Annotated in this window: 22 protein-coding genes; 10 read left to right on the top strand and 12 right to left on the bottom strand. The window is 42.0% G+C overall.

Going from position 1 to position 21,714, the window contains the following annotated elements:
• Positions 1–74 precede the first annotated feature (74 nt).
• Positions 75–245, bottom strand: a complete 171-nt coding sequence (gene rmf / locus KQP93_RS08620; protein WP_036968408.1) for a ribosome modulation factor — start codon at positions 243–245, stop codon at positions 75–77.
• 374 nt (positions 246–619) lie between these two features.
• Here rmf and acuR point away from each other — a divergent pair, with 374 nt between their 5' ends.
• The 4 genes from acuR (at position 620) to gloA (ending at position 3,533) form a co-directional block, all read left to right on the top strand.
• Entirely contained in the window at positions 620–1,252 is a 633-nt protein-coding gene (acuR, locus tag KQP93_RS08615; RefSeq protein ID WP_217876681.1) for an acrylate utilization transcriptional regulator AcuR, read from the top strand.
• Positions 1,253–1,313: 61 nt separating this feature from the next.
• A complete protein-coding gene (gene acuI, locus KQP93_RS08610) occupies positions 1,314–2,306 on the top strand; it encodes an acrylyl-CoA reductase (NADPH) (RefSeq protein WP_217876680.1) in 993 nt (330 codons plus the stop codon).
• A gap of 90 nt (positions 2,307–2,396) precedes the next feature.
• The gene (locus KQP93_RS08605; RefSeq protein ID WP_105180503.1) at positions 2,397–2,813 is read left to right on the top strand and encodes a VF530 family DNA-binding protein; all 417 of its coding nucleotides are present in this window, start codon (positions 2,397–2,399) and stop codon (positions 2,811–2,813) included.
• Between the two features lie 189 nt (positions 2,814–3,002).
• Positions 3,003–3,533, top strand: a complete 531-nt coding sequence (gene gloA, locus KQP93_RS08600) for a lactoylglutathione lyase (protein WP_217876679.1) — start codon at positions 3,003–3,005, stop codon at positions 3,531–3,533.
• A gap of 72 nt (positions 3,534–3,605) precedes the next feature.
• Here gloA and KQP93_RS08595 read toward each other — a convergent pair whose 3' ends face one another.
• From KQP93_RS08595 to KQP93_RS08545, 11 genes are all read right to left on the bottom strand, one after another.
• Positions 3,606–3,818 (bottom strand): CPXCG motif-containing cysteine-rich protein, encoded by a 213-nt coding sequence (locus tag KQP93_RS08595; RefSeq protein ID WP_217876678.1) that lies wholly within the window; start codon positions 3,816–3,818, stop codon positions 3,606–3,608.
• 30 nt (positions 3,819–3,848) lie between these two features.
• Positions 3,849–4,319, bottom strand: coding sequence for a DUF6678 family protein (locus tag KQP93_RS08590; RefSeq protein WP_217876677.1), 471 nt, complete (start codon positions 4,317–4,319; stop codon positions 3,849–3,851).
• Entirely contained in the window at positions 4,316–6,139 is a 1,824-nt protein-coding gene (locus KQP93_RS08585) for a protein kinase domain-containing protein (RefSeq protein ID WP_217876676.1), read from the bottom strand. The genes KQP93_RS08590 and KQP93_RS08585 overlap by 4 nt, the downstream gene beginning before the upstream one ends.
• Positions 6,140–6,194: 55 nt before the next feature.
• Complete coding sequence (locus tag KQP93_RS08580) at positions 6,195–6,683, bottom strand: hypothetical protein (protein ID WP_217876675.1); 489 nt, start codon at positions 6,681–6,683, stop codon at positions 6,195–6,197.
• A 108-nt stretch (positions 6,684–6,791) separates the two neighbouring features.
• Positions 6,792–7,553, bottom strand: a complete 762-nt coding sequence (locus tag KQP93_RS08575; protein WP_217876674.1) for an SDR family oxidoreductase — start codon at positions 7,551–7,553, stop codon at positions 6,792–6,794.
• Between the two features lie 9 nt (positions 7,554–7,562).
• Positions 7,563–8,453 carry a 3-hydroxyisobutyrate dehydrogenase gene (mmsB, locus tag KQP93_RS08570; protein ID WP_138557510.1) on the bottom strand — a complete coding sequence of 297 codons (891 nt, stop codon included), beginning with the start codon at positions 8,451–8,453 and terminating at the stop codon, positions 7,563–7,565.
• A gap of 17 nt (positions 8,454–8,470) precedes the next feature.
• Complete coding sequence (locus KQP93_RS08565; protein ID WP_217876673.1) at positions 8,471–9,613, bottom strand: enoyl-CoA hydratase/isomerase family protein; 1,143 nt, start codon at positions 9,611–9,613, stop codon at positions 8,471–8,473.
• On the bottom strand, positions 9,613–10,392 hold the full coding sequence (locus KQP93_RS08560; protein ID WP_217876672.1) for an enoyl-CoA hydratase: 780 nt from the start codon (positions 10,390–10,392) through the stop codon (positions 9,613–9,615). Before KQP93_RS08560 ends, KQP93_RS08565 begins: the two co-directional genes overlap by 1 nt.
• A gap of 10 nt (positions 10,393–10,402) precedes the next feature.
• Complete coding sequence (locus KQP93_RS08555; RefSeq protein WP_217876671.1) at positions 10,403–11,560, bottom strand: acyl-CoA dehydrogenase family protein; 1,158 nt, start codon at positions 11,558–11,560, stop codon at positions 10,403–10,405.
• A 107-nt stretch (positions 11,561–11,667) separates the two neighbouring features.
• A complete protein-coding gene (locus tag KQP93_RS08550) occupies positions 11,668–13,158 on the bottom strand; it encodes a CoA-acylating methylmalonate-semialdehyde dehydrogenase (protein WP_217876670.1) in 1,491 nt (496 codons plus the stop codon).
• Positions 13,159–13,249: 91 nt separating this feature from the next.
• Positions 13,250–14,431, bottom strand: coding sequence for a thiolase family protein (locus KQP93_RS08545; protein ID WP_217876669.1), 1,182 nt, complete (start codon positions 14,429–14,431; stop codon positions 13,250–13,252).
• Positions 14,432–14,772: 341 nt separating this feature from the next.
• On the opposite strand from KQP93_RS08545, the gene KQP93_RS08540 reads away from it, so the two are divergent.
• The 6 genes from KQP93_RS08540 to KQP93_RS08515 are packed head-to-tail and all read left to right on the top strand — an operon-like array spanning position 14,773 to position 21,703.
• Entirely contained in the window at positions 14,773–15,207 is a 435-nt protein-coding gene (locus KQP93_RS08540) for a MerR family transcriptional regulator (RefSeq protein WP_054553803.1), read from the top strand.
• Positions 15,208–15,251: 44 nt separating this feature from the next.
• Positions 15,252–16,427, top strand: coding sequence for an isovaleryl-CoA dehydrogenase (locus KQP93_RS08535; protein ID WP_217876668.1), 1,176 nt, complete (start codon positions 15,252–15,254; stop codon positions 16,425–16,427).
• Positions 16,428–16,436: 9 nt separating this feature from the next.
• Complete coding sequence (locus KQP93_RS08530) at positions 16,437–18,044, top strand: carboxyl transferase domain-containing protein (protein ID WP_054561520.1); 1,608 nt, start codon at positions 16,437–16,439, stop codon at positions 18,042–18,044.
• Positions 18,045–18,054: 10 nt separating this feature from the next.
• Positions 18,055–18,825, top strand: a complete 771-nt coding sequence (locus KQP93_RS08525) for an enoyl-CoA hydratase/isomerase family protein (RefSeq protein WP_055021361.1) — start codon at positions 18,055–18,057, stop codon at positions 18,823–18,825.
• An 8-nt stretch (positions 18,826–18,833) separates the two neighbouring features.
• Positions 18,834–20,798, top strand: a complete 1,965-nt coding sequence (locus tag KQP93_RS08520) for an acetyl/propionyl/methylcrotonyl-CoA carboxylase subunit alpha (protein ID WP_217876667.1) — start codon at positions 18,834–18,836, stop codon at positions 20,796–20,798.
• Entirely contained in the window at positions 20,798–21,703 is a 906-nt protein-coding gene (locus KQP93_RS08515; RefSeq protein ID WP_217876666.1) for a hydroxymethylglutaryl-CoA lyase, read from the top strand. Before KQP93_RS08520 ends, KQP93_RS08515 begins: the two co-directional genes overlap by 1 nt.
• The last annotated feature ends 11 nt before the right edge of the window (positions 21,704–21,714 follow it).

The raw sequence follows: 21,714 nt of genomic DNA, 5'->3' as shown, positions 1-21,714 counted from the left end.
ATTGGTATAATATTGATGTGCAGATACAAAAAAGCCCCTAGATGGGGCTTTTTTGCGTAAATAAGGTGCCTATATTAAGTTTTAAACATGTTTCGGTTTTCAATGGCTTCTCGCCAGCCACCTAACCATTCAGATTTAGGGTCGATTTGTTGATAAGGGCATTGTTCTTTGGAACGGCCTGCCAAGCCTGCTTTATAACCTTGAGAATGAGCTCTTTCTAAACGATCTCTTTTCTGTCTCTTCATAGGTAATATCCTCACCTTTTTATATTTATAGATATGTAGCGAAATTGACATCTACATTTAATGAATAGTTAATAAAACTGTTAAATTCAAATAGCAAAAAGCAATTAAATAAATTGACAATAACTAACGTGCTGATGCTCAAATGAATTAACATTTTAAATGACTAAGTGGTCGTACCTCTTTAACTAAAACCATCTATTAATACACTTAAATTCAGCTAAAAACGATACAGCTCTTTTAGCTTCATTATTTGTGACCTAACCTATTTCGGCAAAGTTCCCAATTAAATTGTAATCATGACAAATTTATGATGATTACAATTTAGTCAATTTAATACTTGCATATTAAAAACCGATCGGTCTAATATACTCGTCATGGAAACAAATAACTCTGTGCCAAGCCGTCGCGGCAGGCCACCAAAAATAGCGCGTTCGAATGCAGATACTCGTGCCCTATTAATTAATACGGGTTTAGCTGTATTAACCGAAAAAGGCTTTAGTGCAACTGGCATTGATTTAATCTTAAAATCAGCGCAGGTACCTAAGGGCTCTTTTTATCATTACTTCAAAAGTAAGAATGATTTTGGCTTAGCACTCATTGATGCTTACGACAGCTATTTTCAGGCAAAGTTAAAACGCCACCTTACCAACGATGCAACAACCCCTCTTGAGAGGATTGTGCTGTTTGCCAATGACGCTAAACAAGGCATGGCAAAGTTTGATTTTAATCGCGGTTGCTTAATTGGTAATTTAAACCAAGAAATCAGTCACCTTGATGAGCCAATGATTGACCGTATTAAGCAGGCTTACGCAAACTGGCAAGCTTTAATTGAGCAATGCTTAGTTGATGCTAAAAAGCAAAAGCAAATTCCTCAGTCATCAGATTGTAAAATGCTTGCTGAGTTCTTCTGGATTGGCTGGGAAGGTGCAGTGATGCGCTCTAAACTTGATAAATCAAGTGAACCGCTTACCCTTTATACAGCACAATTTTTACGCTTAATTTTATAAAGCCGTTTAAATACGGTTTTATTTTAACCATTAAAAGACGATCGGTCTAAAAGGAGTCACCATGACAACATCAGTAAAATCGGTAGTTATCAACAAAGATGATCAAGGCTATCGCGCCGAATACACAGACTTTCCTGTAGAGAGCATCCACCAGCACGATGTAAATATAGATGTTGACTACAGTACGTTGAATTACAAAGATGCCCTAGCGATTACAGGTAAAGGCCCTGTGGTAAGAGCATTTCCTATGATCCCAGGGATAGACCTTGCAGGCACAGTAACAGACTCTAAAAGCGATGAATTTAAAGTAGGTGATAAAGTCCTTTTAAATGGCTTTGGTGTTGGTGAGAAATACCTAGGTGGTTTGAGTTCAAAAGCATCTATGAGTGCTGATTGGCTCATCCCCCTCCCCGCTAATTTAACATCAAAACAGGCTATGCAAATTGGTACTGCAGGTTATACGGCAATGCTAAGTATTATCGCATTAGAAAAACAAGGTATCACACCCCAAAGCGGTGAAATTCTTGTTACCGGTGCTAATGGTGGCGTGGGTAGTTTTGCTATTTACTTATTAAATAAACTTGGCTTTGATGTTGTTGCTACAACAGGACGAATGAACGAAGCAGAGCACCTTGAAAAACTAGGCGCAAAACGCGTTTTATCTCGCGAAGAATTCTCAGCGCCTGGTAAACCACTGGCAAAAGAGCAATTCGCTGGTGCAATTGATTCTGTGGGTAGCCACACCCTTGCAAATGTATGTGCATCGATTAAATATGGTGGTGTTGTAACGGCCTGTGGTTTAGCACAAGGTATGGACTTTCCGGCAACAGTAGCGCCGTTTATTCTTCGTGGTATCAGCCTAATGGGTATTGATAGTGTAATGCGCCCTAAAGCAGACCGAATTGAAGCATGGCAACGTCTAAGTGAGTTAGTAGAAGCTCAATACCTCGATGCTATTTCGCAAGAAATTCCTCTTTCTGAAGCCGTTGCGAATGCAGAAGCCCTATTAAAAGGTGAAATTCGCGGCCGTGTAGTGGTCAATTGTAAAGATTAAGCTCGAATATAAACATTCTTAGCAAGTTAGCTATAAAACTAGGGTAAAGGCAATTATACTTACCCTAGTTTTGTAATACCGGAAAGTCTAATGAGTAATAAAGAAATTTTCAGCAATAACCCACTGCAAGGTGTTGGTATCGAGCAAGTCGTGACAGAGCTTGTCGAACAATATGGCTGGGAATTACTCCACGCCTATATGCGTTTGAACTGCTTTAAGAATAACCCAGATGTAAAATCTGCGGTTAAGTTTTTACGTAAAACCCAATGGGCACAAGAAAAAGTAGAAAACTTTTATTTGTATCGCCTTAAAAATTTACCACGCCCAGACGATGTAAACTACGAGCTGCCACCTCGCGATCGCGTGATCCCTGCAGATCAGAAACCAGGTGAACCTTGTGAGTTAAGTTTTACCGACGCTAAACGCATTCACGCTAAAAAAGAAGCCAAGCAACAAGCACGAACCCGCAAACAACGTTCAAGTGCGAGTAATCCTTGGGGCAACTAATTAACAATTGCTAGTTACAAGCTGTCAATTTATAAGAGCCGCCTGTTGAGGCGGTTTTTTATGTAAGTTAGCAAGCTAATTTCTTCACAACCAGTCAAACTGGTCAATATTATTTTTTATTAATTTAAGGGTAATCTGGTTATGTTAGACTGAGTGCATCATCATTAATGTCAGTTAAAAAGGATGTGTATGTCTAACTACAACGAATCACCTGAACAAATCGCAAATGCAACGCAAGATTTCGTAATGCAACAAACAATGTTGCGCATTAAAGATCCAAAGCCTTCTTTAGATTTCTACCAAAACGTTTTAGGCATGAAGTTACTGGGTAAATATGACTTTCCTAAAATGGAGTTTACGCTGTACTTTTTAGGTTATGAGCAAGACATGCCAACAGGCACCGATAAAGAAAAAGCACAATGGGTGTTTCGCCGCCCAGCTCTTGTCGAGCTTACGCATAATTGGGGCACAGAAAACGACGACAGCTTTGCTGGTTATCATAGTGGAAATGATGAACCAAAAGGCTTTGGCCATATTGGTATTAGCGTGCCAGACGTTTACGCTGCGTGCGAACGTTTTGCAAAATACGAAGTTGAGTTTGTAAAAAAACCAGACGATGGCTCTATGAAAGGCCTAGCTTTTATTAAAGACCCTGATGGGTATTGGATAGAAATACTCTCAGCTGAAGGGATCACTGAGATAATTGAAGAGCATAAGTAAAACCAATTACTCACAAACCTGCTATTTAGCAGGTTTTTTATTTCATAAATTAGAAGTTTTAGAATCTAATTTCTAAAAATTAGAAAAACCACTACTCTCATCATCACTTGATACTGTAACTGAAAGCTCTTCATCTATACTTTCAAAAACTAAAAAGTTAATTGGTTTACAGCAAACCTGGCAATCTTCAATATACTGCTGATTTAAGTCTGCAGGATCCAGTAAGATATCTATTTGCTCACCACAATACGGACAAGTAATCTTTTTCTCTGTTAATTGATTCATCAGCCATATTCCTTACTATTGCGATCAATTTTAATGACTTTGTTTAAATACATTCAACATGTAGTTATTAGTTTCATCAAAAAGCTCATGGCACTTAGGAAGATATCCCCAAATTCTTAATGTTGTTTTACCTTTTTCGTAAGATAAACCTATCTTATCTAAAAGCTCAATTAAGCTTTCAGAGTGATCATGCTCTTTTATAAAGTGATGCCTTCTGACGTCTACTATCTCTTCAATAAAGTATAAATCTAGCCACTGAACACCGATAAAAGGAAATGGTAAATGATAGCACCACTCACAATCCCATTCTGATATATGCCCAGTTACCCATTTCGAACGAAAAGGTGGTTGCCAATTTTTCCATTCTCGCACTTCACAGATGAGCTCATTCCACTTTGTATTGTTTGCAGCTCCTACAAGATTCCGCATTTTAATACATCTTAATGCATCAATTTTGTCTTTCTCACTAGCTGAAGCATCAGCCATAGGTAAAAGGCTCATATGTCTAACACTCTTTTGGGATCTCGCGGATAAAACTCATCGGGCTGTTTAGTGCATAAATCAAATTCACGGGTATTTTTGTAAGGTAGCTTCATAAAGCCTGCTACACCTACATCTGTGATACTAACCGCGTATTGCATAAGCTTACTTAATAAACGTTTAAATTCAGGTTCTTTACTGGCATCTAGCAGACGATAGTAATGATGTATTTTCATCCTATCAGGTAAGGCTTCAAAAATGATACAGCCCGTATGGTGTATTTGGTTTAGCTCAAATACGCACTTTATAACCTTTTTCGGAAGCTGTAATTGCTCATCCGGGTCTTTACCATCTTCAAAGTAAGAGTGCGGTCTGGTTACGTCTGAGGCTTGGATATCCATCACTTCATAATCAAGCTCAGGTAAATTCTCAAATTTAAACGCACCTGTGCCATCCCGTTCGAGCTGAATAGTTTTACGCGCATCAAACAAGCAACATTTAAAGAGACCTTTTTGTTCAATTCCCTGTGCTAACATCACCGTGTTGTTAATCGCATCTGTAAACGCAGTGCCGAGCGTTTCATCATGCAAAATAAGTGAAGACTCAACAAACAGTGAGTTTTCTTTCCAATGAAAACTAAGGCCCCCTACTACTGGGTATTTTGCTAATCGGCTAATAGAAGCCAAAAATGCTTTTTCGGTGTCGCCGGTATCAAATAAAAACTCTTTATAGTATCTGTCGAGCTGGGCATCGTTTACATCAAGTAATTGTTGATTATGGTCGGCTTGTCTTAAAAATTGCTTTCGCGAGCTGTATACCACCGTGTCTGGGTGCTCATCAAACTCACTAAACCAATACGGAATATAAGGGCGAATGACCTTACGGGGCAATTCAGGCAGGTAAGCTTTAGCCATTGTCGGCATGTTTCGCATAAAATAATCACCAGCCCCATCGCGAGTGGCCTTATTCTTTGAAAGCATACCGTCAATAACCCGGGCAAGCTCCATAGGTAAATTGAGGCTTGTAGCCGGAATAACCGCCGCACCGAACCTGCAAGATTGCGCAGAGGCCAGTGCATACAGGGTTGAGGCAACCCCTTGCTCATCAAAACGTGGCGATGACTGCCCGCCTGACATTTGCTCATCACCAATAAAATACACATCACCCATACGTGCATTAGTGGTACTGATATCAGCAGACATAAGATCCATAAAATTGCTGGCAACCGGATTTCCTTCAGCGTCTATTTGTGCATAAACAGAACTGCCCCAATCTACCAACGACAACTTATTAGTTTGTTCATCATAAACAATGTTCGAGGGTTTGATATCGCCATGCACTATTGGCTGTGGGCTTAAGCCATTTTTATGTTCACGTAAATCTACCAGCACATTACGTAACCTAAGAGCCAGCGCCATAACTTTTGCTGCACTAAAACGCCCCTGTTTAATGGAAATTTTTTCTAAGTCTTCACCTAGCGCGCGCTCCATCATTAAAATGCCTTGCTTTTTAATGCGCTCAAAGGCATAAAATTTTGGCACCAGCGGGTTATTAACTTGCGAGAGCATGTACGCTTCGTCTTCTAGACGATCACGTACACTTTGTGCAAGGGTTATACGTGAAAACTTAAACACCCAAGGTAAGTCTTCATCATCAACACCGGCAAAAACAAATCCAAACGCACCAGAGCCAATTAATTCAACGTCACTGTAACCAAGCAAAGTAAGCTGTTTAATACAAATGTTAAGCCATTGACGGTGCTTTTTAGCATCATGGTGAGACAGTAAGTAAACAGACTGTTCTTCATTGATATAAAAATTGCGGATTTGTTTGGGATTCACTGCATCTCTCAAAGTTAAGCGGCTTTTAACCGCTTAATTATTGAATGCTAGGAAGTTAATTACAAGGCTTTTGCTCTTCGATGATCCAGCCTTGATCTTTCATAACCAGTTCTGATACTGCAAAGGTTAAGCAGCCAAAGATAACTAACTCTATCAAGGTAAGAATATCGGCGGCGAAACACCAGCCTAAAATACCTGCAAATAAAAATGGGATTGCTTTTAAATACCAAGCAATTTTTCGGGTTTTACCGTATGTCAGTTGATAACGGTGAACTAGCTCACCCTCACACTCTAATGTTATGGTGGAAGAAAACTTCCTGAATAAAGTCACTGAAATTGTTAATTGGCAGGCTTTACCATCAATATTAAATTCATGAACAGATTTTGTTTTAAAGTTACGTGATTCTGCTATTAATTCACCGTCTACTTTCAGAACTTCTTTACCTGAGTAAGCAGAACCCCAGTATTCGATTAAATGTTCACCCAGTTTGAAATTGGCTTTAATCCCTTTGCTCATTGATACTGTAATGCCATCAGTGTTCATAAAAAATCTCCTTATCATTATGAATTTAAAATACTTTAAAAATAAAAAAACGGCAAGCTAGGCTTACCGTTTTGGTACTTTCAATGGGTAAAGGGTTACCATTTAAAATTAAAGGCGAATACCGCCATCAATTTCAACAACACGACCTGTAAAGAAGTCATTCTCTATAATGTATTGTGCTGTATGGGCAATTTCTTCTGCTTCACCAAAACGACCTACTGGCGTTACCGCCATCATGCGTTGTTTTGCTTCTGGTTTCATTGCATCTGTCATTGCTGTGCGAATAACACCTGGTGCGATTGCACCAACACGGATACCAAAGCGACCTAACTCTTTCGCCCACCCCGTTGTCATCGCAACAACACCGGCTTTAGACGCTGCATAGTTTGTTTGGCCAATGTTACCAGCACGGGCAACACTCGACATATTAACGATAACACCGCCTTTGCCAGACTCAATCATGTGGCTCGCAGCTTCGCGACCTGCTAAGAAAACACCGGTTAGGTTCACATCAATCACAGATTGAAACTGAGCCAACGACATTTTATCAACCACTTTGCCTTCTTTTGCTTTGATAAACATACCATCGCGTAAGATACCTGCGTTATTAATTAACACGCCGATATGGCCAAAGTCTTTGTTGATAGTATTAAACGTTGCTACAACAGCGTCTTCATCTGTGACATTAGCAGCATACGCCATCACTTTTGTGCCATATTTAGCAAGCGCTGATACTGCTGTATCAAGTACGTCTTGTTGCATATCTATAAGAGCGATGTTCGCGCCATGGGATGCAAATTTCTCGGCCATCGCAAAGCCTAAACCTTGCGCACCACCGGTAATTACGATGTTGTTGTTTTTAATTTCCACAACAAACTCCTACTTCGAGAATAATTTAAAAATAGCACTAAAATCATCACTACCCGCACCTTGATGCTGAAGCATAGTGTATAGATTCTTCGCCATTGACCCCATTGGGGTAGATGAATTACTTTGCTGAGCCGCTTCCATAGCAAGACCTAAGTCTTTCGCCATTAAATCAACCATAAAGCCCGGTTTATAATCATTACTTGCTGGCGCCGTTTCCATTACACCAGGGCATGGGTTATAAAGCTCAAGTGTCCAGTTACGACCAGAGCTTGCAGTCATGATGTCACTTAACACTTTTGGGTCGAGCCCGTTGTTGATGCCCATTTGTAGCGCTTCGCTGGTACCTGCCATTAAAATGCTCAGCAGCATGTTGTTACAGATTTTTGCTACTTGGCCTGCACCAATATCACCAGCATGGAAGATGTTTTTACCCATATCTACTAGAGCAAGCTTGGCTTTTTCAAAGTGACTTTGCTCACCACCGACGATAAAGGTTAAAGTGCCCGCTGTTGCACCTGCAACACCACCTGATACCGGTGCATCTACAAAATCAATACCTTTTTGAGCAAGTTCGCTACCCACTTGACGCGCTGATTCTGCATCAATGGTTGAGCAGTCAATCACTAAAGTTTTGCTATCAAGTAAGTTGATAAGGCCTGTTTCGCCTAAATAAAGAGACTTAACGTGTTTGCTTGCTGGTAGCATACTGATAAAAATATCTGCGCCAATGGCACACTCAGCTGCATCGGTAGCAGCAATTGCACCTTTATCGGCAAGCTCACTGACCGCTGCTTTATTTAAGTCAAACACACGAACTGTATGACCTGCATTGACAAGGTTTGCCGCCATTGGGCCACCCATGTTGCCTAAACCAATAAATCCTATTGTTAATTTAGCCATTTGTTTACCCCTTGGACTTAAGATGACGTTAATGAGTTAAGTGGGTGTGATTGCTCATCCCAGCGTGCTGTAAAGAAGCTATCTACAACTGCTTCGTCGATATCGCTAAGCGATTTAAACTGCCAGTTAGGTACACCATCTTTATCGATTAATAGCGCACGAACTCCTTCTTGGAACTCACCTACTTCGCCACATCGAACCGACATACCTAGCTCCATCTTAAAGCAATCTGCTAACGTCATCTCTTTTGAATTAGCTAATTGACGTTCTACCAGCGCACAACTAAGCGGACAACCATGCGCTAATGACTTTTGCGCACGGGTAAGCCATTTGTCTTCGGTTTCTAATGCTTGGATGTAGTCAATTTTGTTCTGCAATGAGTCAAATTCAGCCAGTTTTTGAATAACCGCTAAGTTATCTTTTACATTACCTTTAGGAACACGGCCTGAAATATTATCAATCGAGATTAAAATTTTAGTTAACTTTTCGTGGTTTAATGAGGCTGTTTTGCCCCATTTTTCAGCTGTGATAGCCGTTAAAATAGCGTCATATTTATCTGCTGTTGCATAGTGATCAGCAAGATTAACAAACAAGGCATCTTCAGCATTGATAGACGCAGCAGTTAACCCTAAGAATAGGCCCACTTGCTCAGGCATTTTATGTAAGAAGTAACTGCCACCCACATCAGGGTATAAACCAATAGTTAGCTCAGGCATTGCGATACGTGATGTTTCGGTTACCACACGGTGACTTGCCCCAGCCATTAAGCCAAGGCCGCCACCCATAACAATGCCATTACCCCAAAGTAATATTGGCTTTTCATAGCAGTGAATTAGGTAGTCTAATTTGTACTCAAGGGTAAAAAAGTCTTCAATGTAGTTAGCTTGCTCACCTGTGCTCATTGCTTTATGCAGGCTTACTACATCGCCACCGGCACAAAATGCTTTTTCGCCAGTCCCTTTTAGAACAACCATGGCAACGGCGTCATCGTCAGCCCATTTTCTAAGCTGGGGCTCTAGCAATTGGATCATGTCGTAATTTAAAGCGTTTAAAGACTTAGGCGCATTGAGTGTCGCAATTGCAATGAGGCCGCTTTCGGCCTCTGCAGTTTCAAACACCACAGGCGCATCTTGATGATTTAGTAGTGTTACGTTAGTCATTAGCCATTTACCCAATTTGCTTTACGCTTTTCTAAGAATGCATTCACGCCTTCTTTTTGGTCTTGCGTATCAAACAACTGTACAAATAACTCACGCTCTAATGGCAATGCATGAGCCATAGGTTGTGTGCGACCTTTTTGAATAAGTTCTTTACATGCAGTCACAGCAACCGGGCTTTGCTCACCCACTTGGTTAGCAAGTTTCATTGCCGCAGCTAAACTTTCGCCAGCACCAACCACTTCTTCAACAAGGCCAATTTCGCGAGCTTTGTCTGCTTTTAGGCGCTCACCACATAAGATCATGCGTTTTGCCCAGCCCTCACCAACAAGCCACGCAAGGTTTTGCGTACCGCCAGCACAAGGCAGTAAGCCAACTTTCGCTTCAGGAAGTGCCATTTGAGCTTGCTCTTCAGCAATACGAATATCACAAGCAAGGGCCACTTCAAGACCACCACCCATGGCATAACCATTAATTGCCGCAATTGATACACCACGGAAACTAGTTAGTGCCTCAAATGCATCACCAAACACTTTTGACATAGTGGCAGCAACGCCTTTATCACCACTGGCAAATACGTTCAGATCGGCACCAGCACTAAAGAACTTTTCACCTTGACCTGTGATCACTAATGCATAGACATTTTTGTTAGCATTTAGCTCAGTTACAGTGTCTTTAAGTGCTGTTAATGTATCTTGTGTCCAGGTATTCGCTGGCGGGTTATTCATTGTTAAAACCGCTACGTTACCTTCAATATTTAAATCAATCGATGGATTAGACATAGGTTGCTCCTTATAGAATGTCGCCAGCTGACTCAGCTAAGATACGACGTGCGATAATCACACGCATGATTTCGTTTGTGCCTTCAAGAATTTGATGCACACGTACGTCTCTGAAATGACGCTCTAATGGGTATTCTTTGATGTAACCGTAACCACCGTGAATTTGTAGTGCGTCGTCACATACTTTAAAGCCAACATCTGTAGCAAAACGTTTTGCCATTGCACAATAAGTGGTTTTTTCACTGTCACCGGTGTCTAGTTTAAATGCGGCTAAGCGCACCATTTGACGCGCGGCAACAAGCTCGGTGTTCATATCAGCAATCTTAAATTGCAGTGCTTGAAAAGCAGCTAAAGGCTTACCAAATTGCTCACGTTCTTTTAGGTATTCTCGCGCAGTATTAAGAGCTGCTTGTGCTGTACCTAATGAACAGGTAGCAATATTAATACGACCGCCATCTAAGCCTTGCATTGCAAACTTAAAGCCTTCGCCTTCTTGACCTAATAAGTTCGCCGCAGGAATTCTGACACCTTCAAAGCTAATTAAACGTGTTGGCTGTGCGTTCCAGCCCATTTTTTCTTCTGCTTTACCGTATTCAATACCTGCAGCATCTGCAGGCACAACAAATGCCGAAATACCAGCTGCGCCTTCACCACCAGTGCGCGCCATAACCACAAGTAAATCAGTTTCACCAGCACCCGAGATAAACATCTTAGAGCCTGAGATCACATACTCATCGCCCTCTTTAACCGCTTTGGTATTTAGTGATGCCGCATCAGAGCCAGAGCCAGGCTCTGTTAAACAGTAAGAAGCAAGTAACTCACCCATTACTAATTGTTCACAGAACTGGGCTTTAACCTCATCAGTACCAAAGCTTGCAATCATCCACGTTGCCATATTATGAATGGTCAACATGGCAGTTGTTGCTGTACAACCCATGGCAAGCTGCTCAAAGATAATGCTTGAATCTAGGCGAGATAAACCTAAGCCGCCCGCTTCTTCTGGGGTATATAAACCACAAAAGCCTAGCTCACCGGCTGCTTTAATGGTGTCTTTAGGAAAAATGTGTTCTTGGTCCCACTTAGCTGCATATGGAGCAAGTTCAGACTCTGCAAACTGACGGGCTGTATCAGCAAACGCTTGCTGATCTTCGGTTAAATTAAAGTCCATAGTAGACCTCTATTTTGTTGTCTTATTCTTAAAAGAATTATTATTGTCGTTTAAATGTGTGTTCTTTGAGCGAGCTGGTGCTCGCTCAGCAGTAAATTAATTACGGCTTATTTAAGGTTGATACTCATGTTCGGACCTGAGGCGATATCATCCTCGAACCAACGTGAAGTAATTGTTTTCGTTTCTGTGTAAAAACGAATACCTTGCTTACCGTAGGTGTGTTGATCGCCGTAGAATGAGCCTTTCCAACCTGTGAAAGAGAAAAACGGTAGTGGCACAGGAATTGGCACGTTGATACCAACTTGACCTACTTCGATTTCATGTTGGAATTTACGTGCAGCAGCGCCGCTTGATGTGAATAACGAAGTACCGTTACCGTAAGGCGAGTTATTGATAAGCTCAATCGCCTCTTCAAGAGAATCTACAAACATACAAGCCAATACAGGACCAAAGATCTCTTCTTTATATAAATCCATCTCTGTTGTTACATCAGTAAATAGCGTTGGACCAACCCAGTTGCCTTGCTCGTAGCCTTCAACAGTAAAGTCAGAGCCATCAATTAAGCACGTTGCACCTTGTTCTTTACCACTTGCGATAAGTGATAAAATACGGTCTTTAGCAGCTTTTGATGTTTGTGGGCCGTAAGCCGCGTTTGTATCATCCCATACACCTGGACGTACGTTTTCAAAGCCTGCTTTAATTTCATCAACCCAGTCTTTTGCTTGACCAACAAACACAGCTACCGAAATACCCATACAGCGCTGACCCGCAGCACCTACAGACGCACCTACTAGGTTGTTTACAACGTGCGACTTACTTGCATCAGGCATAATAACCATGTGGTTTTTTGCACCTACACAAGCTTGTACGCGTTTAAGGTTTGCTGTGCCTTTTGAATAGATGTATTCACCTACACCACACGAACCAACAAACGAAATAGCACGTACTGCTGGGTCTTCTAATAAACGGTCAACTTGTGGTTTTGTACCATGAACAACTTGTAACACTCCTTTTGGTGCACCCGCTTCAACAAATAGTTCAGCTAAACGCATTGGTGTTAGTGGATCTTGCTCTGATGGTTTCAGAATAAAGGTGTTACCACACACAATAGCCAGTGGGAACATCCATAATGGGATCATCGCAGGGAAGTTAAATGGCGTAATACCCGCACATACACCTAGTGGTTGCATGTAAGAATAAGTATCGATTTTACGCGCTACGTTTTCCATTGTTTCGCCCATCATGAGTGATGGTGCATTGGCTGCTTGCTCAACAACTTCAATACCACGCCAAACATCGCCTTTGGCGTCTTCAAATGTTTTACCCAGCTCATGACAAATAATCGTCGCAAGCTCGTCATGGTTTTCTTTTAGTAGTGCAGCGTATTTCATCATAATGCGCGCACGCTCAGAAATTGGCACTTCTTTCCATGTTTTAAATGTTTCTTTTGCAGAGGCAATGGCTGCATCCATTTCAGCATCTGTTGCACACGGAACTTGAGCTAACACTTCTTGGTTTGCAGGATTGATAACATCAATCAGCTGCGATGAACTTGATTGGGTAAATTCGCCGTTGATAAATAAAGGTACTTGGTGCATGAGGCACTCCTCCCCAGTGGGTATAAAGAGGCCGCAACATGATAGTTTTTAAAATACGTTGCGGCTGTGAGAGATTAAAATTCTAAAGCGATTAAATAGCTTCAACAGCCATAGCAACAGCTTCACCACCACCGATACACAGTGAGGCAACACCTTTGCTAAGACCACGATTCTTTAATGCATGAATTAGGGTAACTAAGATACGCGCGCCGCTTGCACCAATTGGGTGACCAAGTGCACAGGCACCGCCGTTTACGTTTACTTTGCTTTCATCAAGTTTTAACTCGTTAATTGCAAGCATAGTCACCATGGCAAACGCTTCGTTGATTTCCCATAAATCAACATCATTAACAGACCAACCGGCTTTTTCTAAAAGCGATTGCATCGCGCCAACCGGTGCTAAAGTAAATTCACTTGGTGCTTGAGAATGTGTGCTGTGAGCAACGATACGACAAAGTGGTGTTAAACCTTGTGCTTTAGCATCTGATTCACGCATTAACACAAGCGCTGCTGCACCATCAGAAATTGATGACGAGTTTGCAGCTGTAATAGTGCCGTCTTTTTTGAATGCAGGACGTAAACCAGGGATTTTATCAGGACGTGCATTGCCTGGTTGCTCATCAATCGCAACGGTCACATCACCTTTGCGTGTAGAAATAGTATGCGCGGCAATCTCGTTTGCAAATGCACCTGTTTCAATCGCACTATTTGCTTTAGTTAGTGAGTTAAGCGCAAAGTTATCCATTTGTTCACGACCAATTGAATATTGATCAGCAGTATCTTGTGCAAAACAACCCATTGCTTTGTTGTCGTAAGCATCTTCAAGGCCATCACACATCATGTGATCTTTTACTTCGCCATGACCCATACGCATACCTGAGCGTGCATTTGGTAACATATAAGGGGCATTACTCATGCTTTCCATGCCACCCGCAACCGCTGAGTTGATAGAGCCTGATTTAATTAAGTCATGGGCAAACATGGCAGCTTTTAAGCCAGAGCCACAAACTTTGTTGATTGTTGTTGCGCCAGTACCTTGATTAAGACCCGCTTTTAACATTGCTTGGCGAGCAGGTGCTTGACCAAGACCAGCAGGTAATACACAGCCCATGATCACTTCGTCAATCTTATCGGCAGATAAACCGGCTTGCTCTAAGCTACTTTTAATAGCTGTAGCACCTAAATCAGTTGCGTGTGCACCACTTAGTGCGCCCATAAAACCACCCATTGGGGTACGTTTTGCGGCAACAATAACAACGGCTTCAGTAGTCATAATTGGCTCCATGTAAGTGGTTATCATCATGTGTTCAAATCATGTGTAACCAAACAGTTAATTTGTTATAGTTTAATTTCGATTTAATTCAGCATACATAATATTTACGTTTACGCCAACGTAAATCTAAAATCAACATTTTTGCGGCCGGTAAAACTGTAAACTTATCTGTATTTTGTTGTATTAAAAATCGAACATCTGCTTACAAGGCTAGATAAATAAAGCTTTTCAACAAATCCAACCAGTTATCTTTATAAGTCTAAAGTATAACTCCTAAATCACCCTTTACCTTTACGTAAACTTCACTTATATTGGTGTTATTCGAATGAGGTAAATAAATCATGAAACAAGACAATCAAACAAACTTTGAAAGCGCAGCAGTTGAACCTGCTAGCAATGAGCAAACGTTTAGTATCAGCGAACTAGCAAAAGAATTTGATATTACCACCCGCTCTATCCGCTTTTATGAAGACCAAGGTCTGATCTCACCTGATCGCAATGGTCAAACCCGTATTTATTCAAAACGCGACAAAGTAAGACTAAAACTTATTCTACGTGGTAAACGCTTAGGTTTTACCTTGGCTGAAACGGGCCGTTTGTTTGAACTTTACGATGCAGATAAATCGAGCGCTAAACAGCTAGTCACTATGCTTGACCTTATCGCAGAGAAAAAAGCGGACCTAAGCCAACAAATGGACGACATTAAAGTTGTACTAATGGAATTGGTGACCGCAGAACGTCGCTGTCGTGAAACCCTTAATAATTTAGACGAATAACCTGACAACAATCTCGTCAACAGACTCTCACAGGAACACACATTATGAGCACTATTTCACTTTATAAAGAAATGAACTTCGGACTTGGCGAAACAGCAGACATGATCCGTGATCATGTAAATAGCTTTGCGAGCCAAGAAATTGCCCCACTTGCAGAACAAACAGATGTAGACAATGCCTTTCCTAATCAACTTTGGCCACAGCTTGGCGAAATGGGTTTATTAGGTATGACAGTACCTGAAGAATTTGGAGGTGCTGGCCTTGGCTACCTTGAACATGTTATTGCAATGGAAGAAATTAGCCGTGCAAGTGCATCGATTGGTTTAAGTTATGGTGCTCATTCAAATTTATGTGTTAACCAAATTAACCGTAATGGGTCTCAGGCTCAAAAAGAAAAATACCTGCCTAAGCTTATCAGCGGTGAGCACATTGGTGCCCTTGCGATGAGTGAGCCAAATGCGGGTTCTGACGTTGTATCGATGAAATTAAAAGCTGAGAAAAAAGGCGATGTATTTGTACTTATCGGTAACAAGATGTGGATCACCAATGGTCCAGATGCTGATACCTTTGTTATCTATGCAAAAACAGATTTAAATGCCGGCCCTAAGGGCATTACAGCGTTCATCGTTGAACGTAACACGCCAGGGTTTTCTACTGCACAAAAGCTAGACAAACTTGGTATGCGTGGCTCTAACACCTGTGAATTAGTGTTCGAGAACTGCGAAGTACCAGCAGAAAACATTCTAGGTAACTTAAACGAAGGCGTAAAAGTACTTATGAGTGGCCTTGATTATGAGCGTGTTGTTTTAGCTGCAGGCCCGCTTGGCATTATGCAAGCATGTATGGACATTGTGGTTCCTTATATTCATGAGCGTAAACAATTTGATAGCCCAATTGGTCAATTCCAGCTTATTCAAGGCAAAATTGCTGACATGTACACGCAAATGAATGCAGCTCGCTCATATGTTTACACGGTAGCTCGTGCATGTGACCGCGGCGAAACAACACGTAAAGATGCCGCTGGCGCAATTTTATATGCAGCAGAGCTTGCGACTAAGATGGCCCTTGATGCTATTCAAATCTTAGGTGGTAATGGTTATATCAACGAGTACGCAACAGGTCGTTTATTACGTGATGCAAAACTGTATGAAATTGGCGCAGGTACATCTGAAATCCGCCGCATGCTAATTGGTCGCGAATTATTCACTGAAAGCCGATAGGACCTTGTTATGACGATTTTAAAATCGAGTGTAAATCCACACGATCCGCAATTTTTGCAAAATCACGACAACATGGCCGCACTCGTAAGTGATTTACGTGAAAAAGTAGCTGATATCCGTTTAGGCGGTGGCCCTGCCCTGATAGAGCGCCACCAAGGCCGTGGTAAGTTGTTTGTTCGTGACCGTATTGAAACGCTACTTGATGAAGGCTCGCCATTTTTAGAGATTTCTCAATTTGCTGCCTTTGGCGTGTACGAACAAGCCATTCCATGTGCCGGTGTTGTTGCTGGTATTGGTCGTGTGAAAGGCGTTGAATGTATGATCATCGCCAATGATGCAACCGTAAAAGGCGGTACATACTTTCCGCTAACGGTGAAAAAACATCTACGTGCTCAAGATATCGCAGAACGTTGTCATTTACCGTGTATTTATTTAGTTGATTCAGGCGGTGCAAACCTGCCTGAACAAGATGATGTATTTCCAGATAAATTACACTTTGGCCGTATTTTCTATAATCAGGCTCGTATGTCTGGTAAAGGCATTCCACAAATTGCGGTCGTAATGGGTTTATGTACCGCAGGTGGTGCTTATGTACCAGCGATGGCTGATGAAAGTATTATCGTAAAAGAGCAAGGTACAATTTTCTTAGCAGGCCCGCCACTGGTTAAAGCAGCTACGGGTGAAGAAGTGAGTGCTGAAGAGCTCGGTGGTGCCGATGTTCACTGTAAAACATCAGGTGTTGCCGATCACTATGCTGAAAACGATGCTCATGCACTTTCGATTGCTCGCCAATGTATTGAACGAATTAACTATCAGCGCCCTACTGCACCGTTACTTGATGATGTTAAACCACCGCGTTACGACATTAACGAAATTTACGGCATTGTTGGTACTGACCTTAAAAAGCCATTTGATGTACGCGAAGTAATAGCTCGTGTTGTTGATGATTCATCATTTGATGAATTTAAACGCTATTTTGGCGAAACATTAGTAACAGGCTTTGCAAAAATATTTGGTCACCCTGTCGGTATTGTTGCCAACAACGGCATTTTATTCAGTGAATCAGCGCAAAAAGGCGCGCACTTTATACAACTATGTGCACAACGCAAAATTCCTTTGGTGTTTTTACAAAACATTACTGGCTTTATGGTTGGTAAAAAATACGAAGCCGAAGGCATCGCCAAACATGGTGCAAAAATGGTAACCGCTGTGTCATGTGCTGATGTACCAAAATTCACCGTATTAATTGGTGGCTCGTATGGTGCAGGTAACTACGGTATGTGTGGCCGCGCGTTTGAACCTACCATGATGTGGATGTGGCCAAATGCCCGTATCTCTGTAATGGGTGGTGAACAAGCAGCAGGCGTTCTTGCACAAGTTAAACAAGACGGTTTAGCCCGTAAAGGCGAAAGCATGACTGATGAGCAAGTCAGTGAGTTTAAAAAGCCAATTATCGAGCAATACGAAAAACAAGGTCATCCATATTACGCCAGTGCCCGCCTTTGGGATGATGGCATTATCGATCCTGCTGATACTCGCAATGTATTAGGGCTTGCCTTAAGTGCAGCTAAAAATGCACCAGAGCGCGATTCGCAGTTCGGCGTATTTAGAATGTAATGGAGGCCTTATGTCAGTAACACTCGAAATAACAAAATCAAATGTGGCTGTACTGGTACTGAGTCGCCCTGAAAAACACAATGCATTTAACGAAGAAGTCATCAGTGAGCTGATCCGTTTAATTGAACACGCAAATAGCTGTGATGTGCGCGCACTGGTTTTAAGAACCGAAGGTAAGCACTTCTCTGCTGGCGCTGATTTAAACTGGATGAAGTCGATGGCAGGCAATGACTTTGCAGAAAACTTAGCGGATTCTATGCAGCTAGCAAAGCTTATGAAAGTCCTTGCTACAAGCCCACATCCAACAATTTGTGCCGTACAAGGTGCTGCATTTGGCGGTGCGTTAGGCTTGATTGCGTGTTGTGATATCGCAATTTGCCAAGACGATGCACAGTTTTGCTTAAGTGAAGTAAAGCTTGGTCTTATTCCTGCGGTTATCAGCCCTTATGTCATTAAAGCTATTGGTGAGCGCGCTGCACGTCGTTATTTTTTAACGGCAGAGATTTTTGATGCACATACAGCCAAGCAACTAGGTTTAATTCACCAGATCACCGGCGATTTACAAACAGCACTCGATAAACACTTACAAAACCTTGTCAACAATGGCCCTATTGCTGTTAAAGCAGCAAAACAGCTAATAAATGATGTGGCTGGCAATGTAATTGATGATGCACTTATTGAGTTAACCGCTGAGCGCATTGCACGCATTCGTGTATCTGAAGAAGGCCAAGAAGGCCTAACTGCATTTTTTGAAAAACGTGCCCCTAACTGGCAGAAATAGGAACCATTATGACAACAAAATCATTGAAAAAAATTCTCGTTGCCAACCGTGGTGAAATTGCCTGCCGAGTTATGCGTACAGCAAAGCAAATGGGCTTAGCAACGGTTGCAGTGTATTCAGATGCCGATAAACATGCTCAGCACGTAAAGCTTGCTGATGAGGCTTATCACATTGGCCCTGCGCCAAGTAAAGACTCGTACTTAGTGGCAGACAAAATCATCGATGTAGCAAAACAAGCAGGTGTTGATTGTATTCACCCAGGTTATGGTTTTTTATCAGAGAACTGTGACTTTGCCCTTGCGTGTGAGAAAAATGATATCGCCTTTATTGGCCCGCCAGCATCAAGTATTGAAGCTATGGGTTCAAAAACCCGCGCTAAAGAAATTATGCACCAAGCAAATGTACCTTTAGTGCCTGGTTACTATGGTGACAATCAAGATACAGATTTTTTACAAGCCGAAGCTGAAAAAATTGGTTATCCGGTACTGATTAAAGCGGCCTTTGGTGGCGGTGGTAAAGGTATGCGAGTTGTTGAACACGCAAAAGACTTTATCGGTGCACTCGAAGGCGCAAAACGTGAAGCAAAAGCCGGCTTTGGTAACGATTTAGTGCTGTTAGAGCGCTATGTCACTAAACCTCGCCATGTTGAAGTACAAGTTTTTGCCGATAGCCATGGTAACTGTGTGTACTTAGGCGACCGTGACTGCTCATTACAGCGTCGTCACCAAAAGGTAATTGAAGAAGCCCCTGCTCCGGGTTTATCTGATGCGCTTCGTAAAGAAATGGGTGAAGCAGCGGTACGTTGTGCCCAAGCGATTAACTATCGCGGGGCAGGTACGGTTGAGTTTTTATTATGCGGTGATGAATTCTTCTTCATGGAAATGAACACCCGTTTACAAGTAGAGCACCCAGTAACAGAAATGGTAACCGGTGTTGATTTGGTGAATTGGCAAATCAACATTGCGGCAGGTGAAGAACTGCCACTTAGCCAAGCAAATATTCAGCTACAAGGTCACAGCTTTGAAGCACGTATTTATGCAGAAGATCCTAGTAATGACTTTATTCCGTGTTCTGGCCACATTGACGCCCTATTTACACCGAACGAATCTGAATTTGTACGAATAGATACAGGGATTGCTGCGGGTGATGAAATTAGCCCGTTCTACGACCCTATGATTGCTAAATTAATTGTTCATGACGATAACCGTGAGGCAGCGCTTGGTCGATTATCAAAAGCACTCGAGCAATTCCACCTAGCTGGTTTTAGCTTTAACGTTAATTTCTTACATAACCTTGCTAACCACCCTACTTTTCAAGCTGGTGCACCTGATACACACTTTATTGAAGACCAAGGTGAGCGCCTTGTTGCTAAAAACGAGCAACAGTCTGTTATTGCAACCGTTGTGGCAGCCTATGCGTATGCACATCAACTAAAAGGTGCAAGCAGCAGCCCATGGCAACAATTAACAGGCTTTATGCTAAACAGTGACGCTAAGACAACAATTCCGTTTGTGGATTTAAACGTTCATGCGGTTAAAACCTCAGATGGCTTTAAAATCAGCCTAGATGGAGTTGACTATACAACCTCGGGCAAGGTTGAAAATGGCCTTGCAAACTTAGTTGTTAATGGCGAAAAAGTTGTAGCTCATATTAATCAAACAGACTCTCACATCACAGTGATGTACAAAGCACAACAAACGGTGCTAGAGCTGATTGATAAACACTATATTAGTGAACACGAAAGTGATGCATTGCCACTCGCTGCACCACTCAATGGTACTGTTGTTAAACATTTAGTTGAGGTGGGTAGTACGGTTACTAAAGGTGACGCTGTTGTCATCATCGAAGCGATGAAAATGGAATACACCCTCAATGCCCCGCATGATGGTGTATTAACCAGCTATTGCTTTGCTGAAGGTGAATTAGTGAGCCACGGTGATATGCTCGCGATTGTAGAAGAGCCGGAGGCGTAATGGCACAGTTTCCTGATTTTGTTCGCATTGTAGAAGTTGGCGCCAGAGACGGTTTGCAAAATGAAGCCGCCGTTAGCACTCAAGATAAAGTCGCGCTTATCAACGCACTAGCAGATGCTGGGCTTAAAGATATTGAAGCAGGCGCCTTTGTGTCACCTAAGTGGGTGCCACAAATGGCTGACTCAAGCGATGTAATTAGCGCGTTAAATTTGCCTAATGTTAACTTAAGTGCCCTCACCCCAAATTTACGAGGTGCAGAGGCGGCAAAACAAGTCGGCATACAAGAATTTGCTATCTTTACAGCGGCAAGTGAAGCGTTTTGTCAAAAGAACATTAACTGCTCTATTGATGAAAGTATTGACCGCTTTAAAGAAGTTATGGATTTTGCCAAAGCGAATAACATTCGTGTTAGAGGTTATGTTAGCTGCGTCATGGGTTGTCCCTATCAAGGTGATGTTGACTATAATGATGTATTAAAAGTATCAGAGCGATTACTCGAGCTTGGTTGTTACGAAATTAGCCTTGGCGACACCATTGGTGTGGGTACGGCAAAAAAAGTCGATGAGTTATTAGATTTACTCTTGCAACATATTGATAAATCAAAACTCGCTGTACATTTTCACGACACCTACGGACAAGCGCTCACAAATATTTACACCGCCCTAAGCCGTGGTATTGCAACGGTTGACAGTGCTGTTGCAGGCCTTGGTGGTTGTCCTTATGCCAAAGGCGCGTCAGGAAATGTTGCCACTGAAGATGTAGTTTACTTACTGCAAGGACTTGGCATAGAGCATGGAATTGATTTAGAAAGACTGGCGAAAGCTGGTTGGGCTATTTGCAGTGCATTAAATAAACAACCTGTCAGCAAGGTATCACTTGCTCTAAAGAACACTCAGAATAATTAAGGAGTAGGCTC

Origin of the sequence: Pseudoalteromonas shioyasakiensis (genome assembly GCF_019134595.1) — a bacterium.
Classification (GTDB): domain Bacteria; phylum Pseudomonadota; class Gammaproteobacteria; order Enterobacterales; family Alteromonadaceae; genus Pseudoalteromonas; species Pseudoalteromonas shioyasakiensis_A.
Note: the sequence above shows the minus strand (reverse complement) of the source record. Positions and strands in the feature narration are given on the sequence as shown.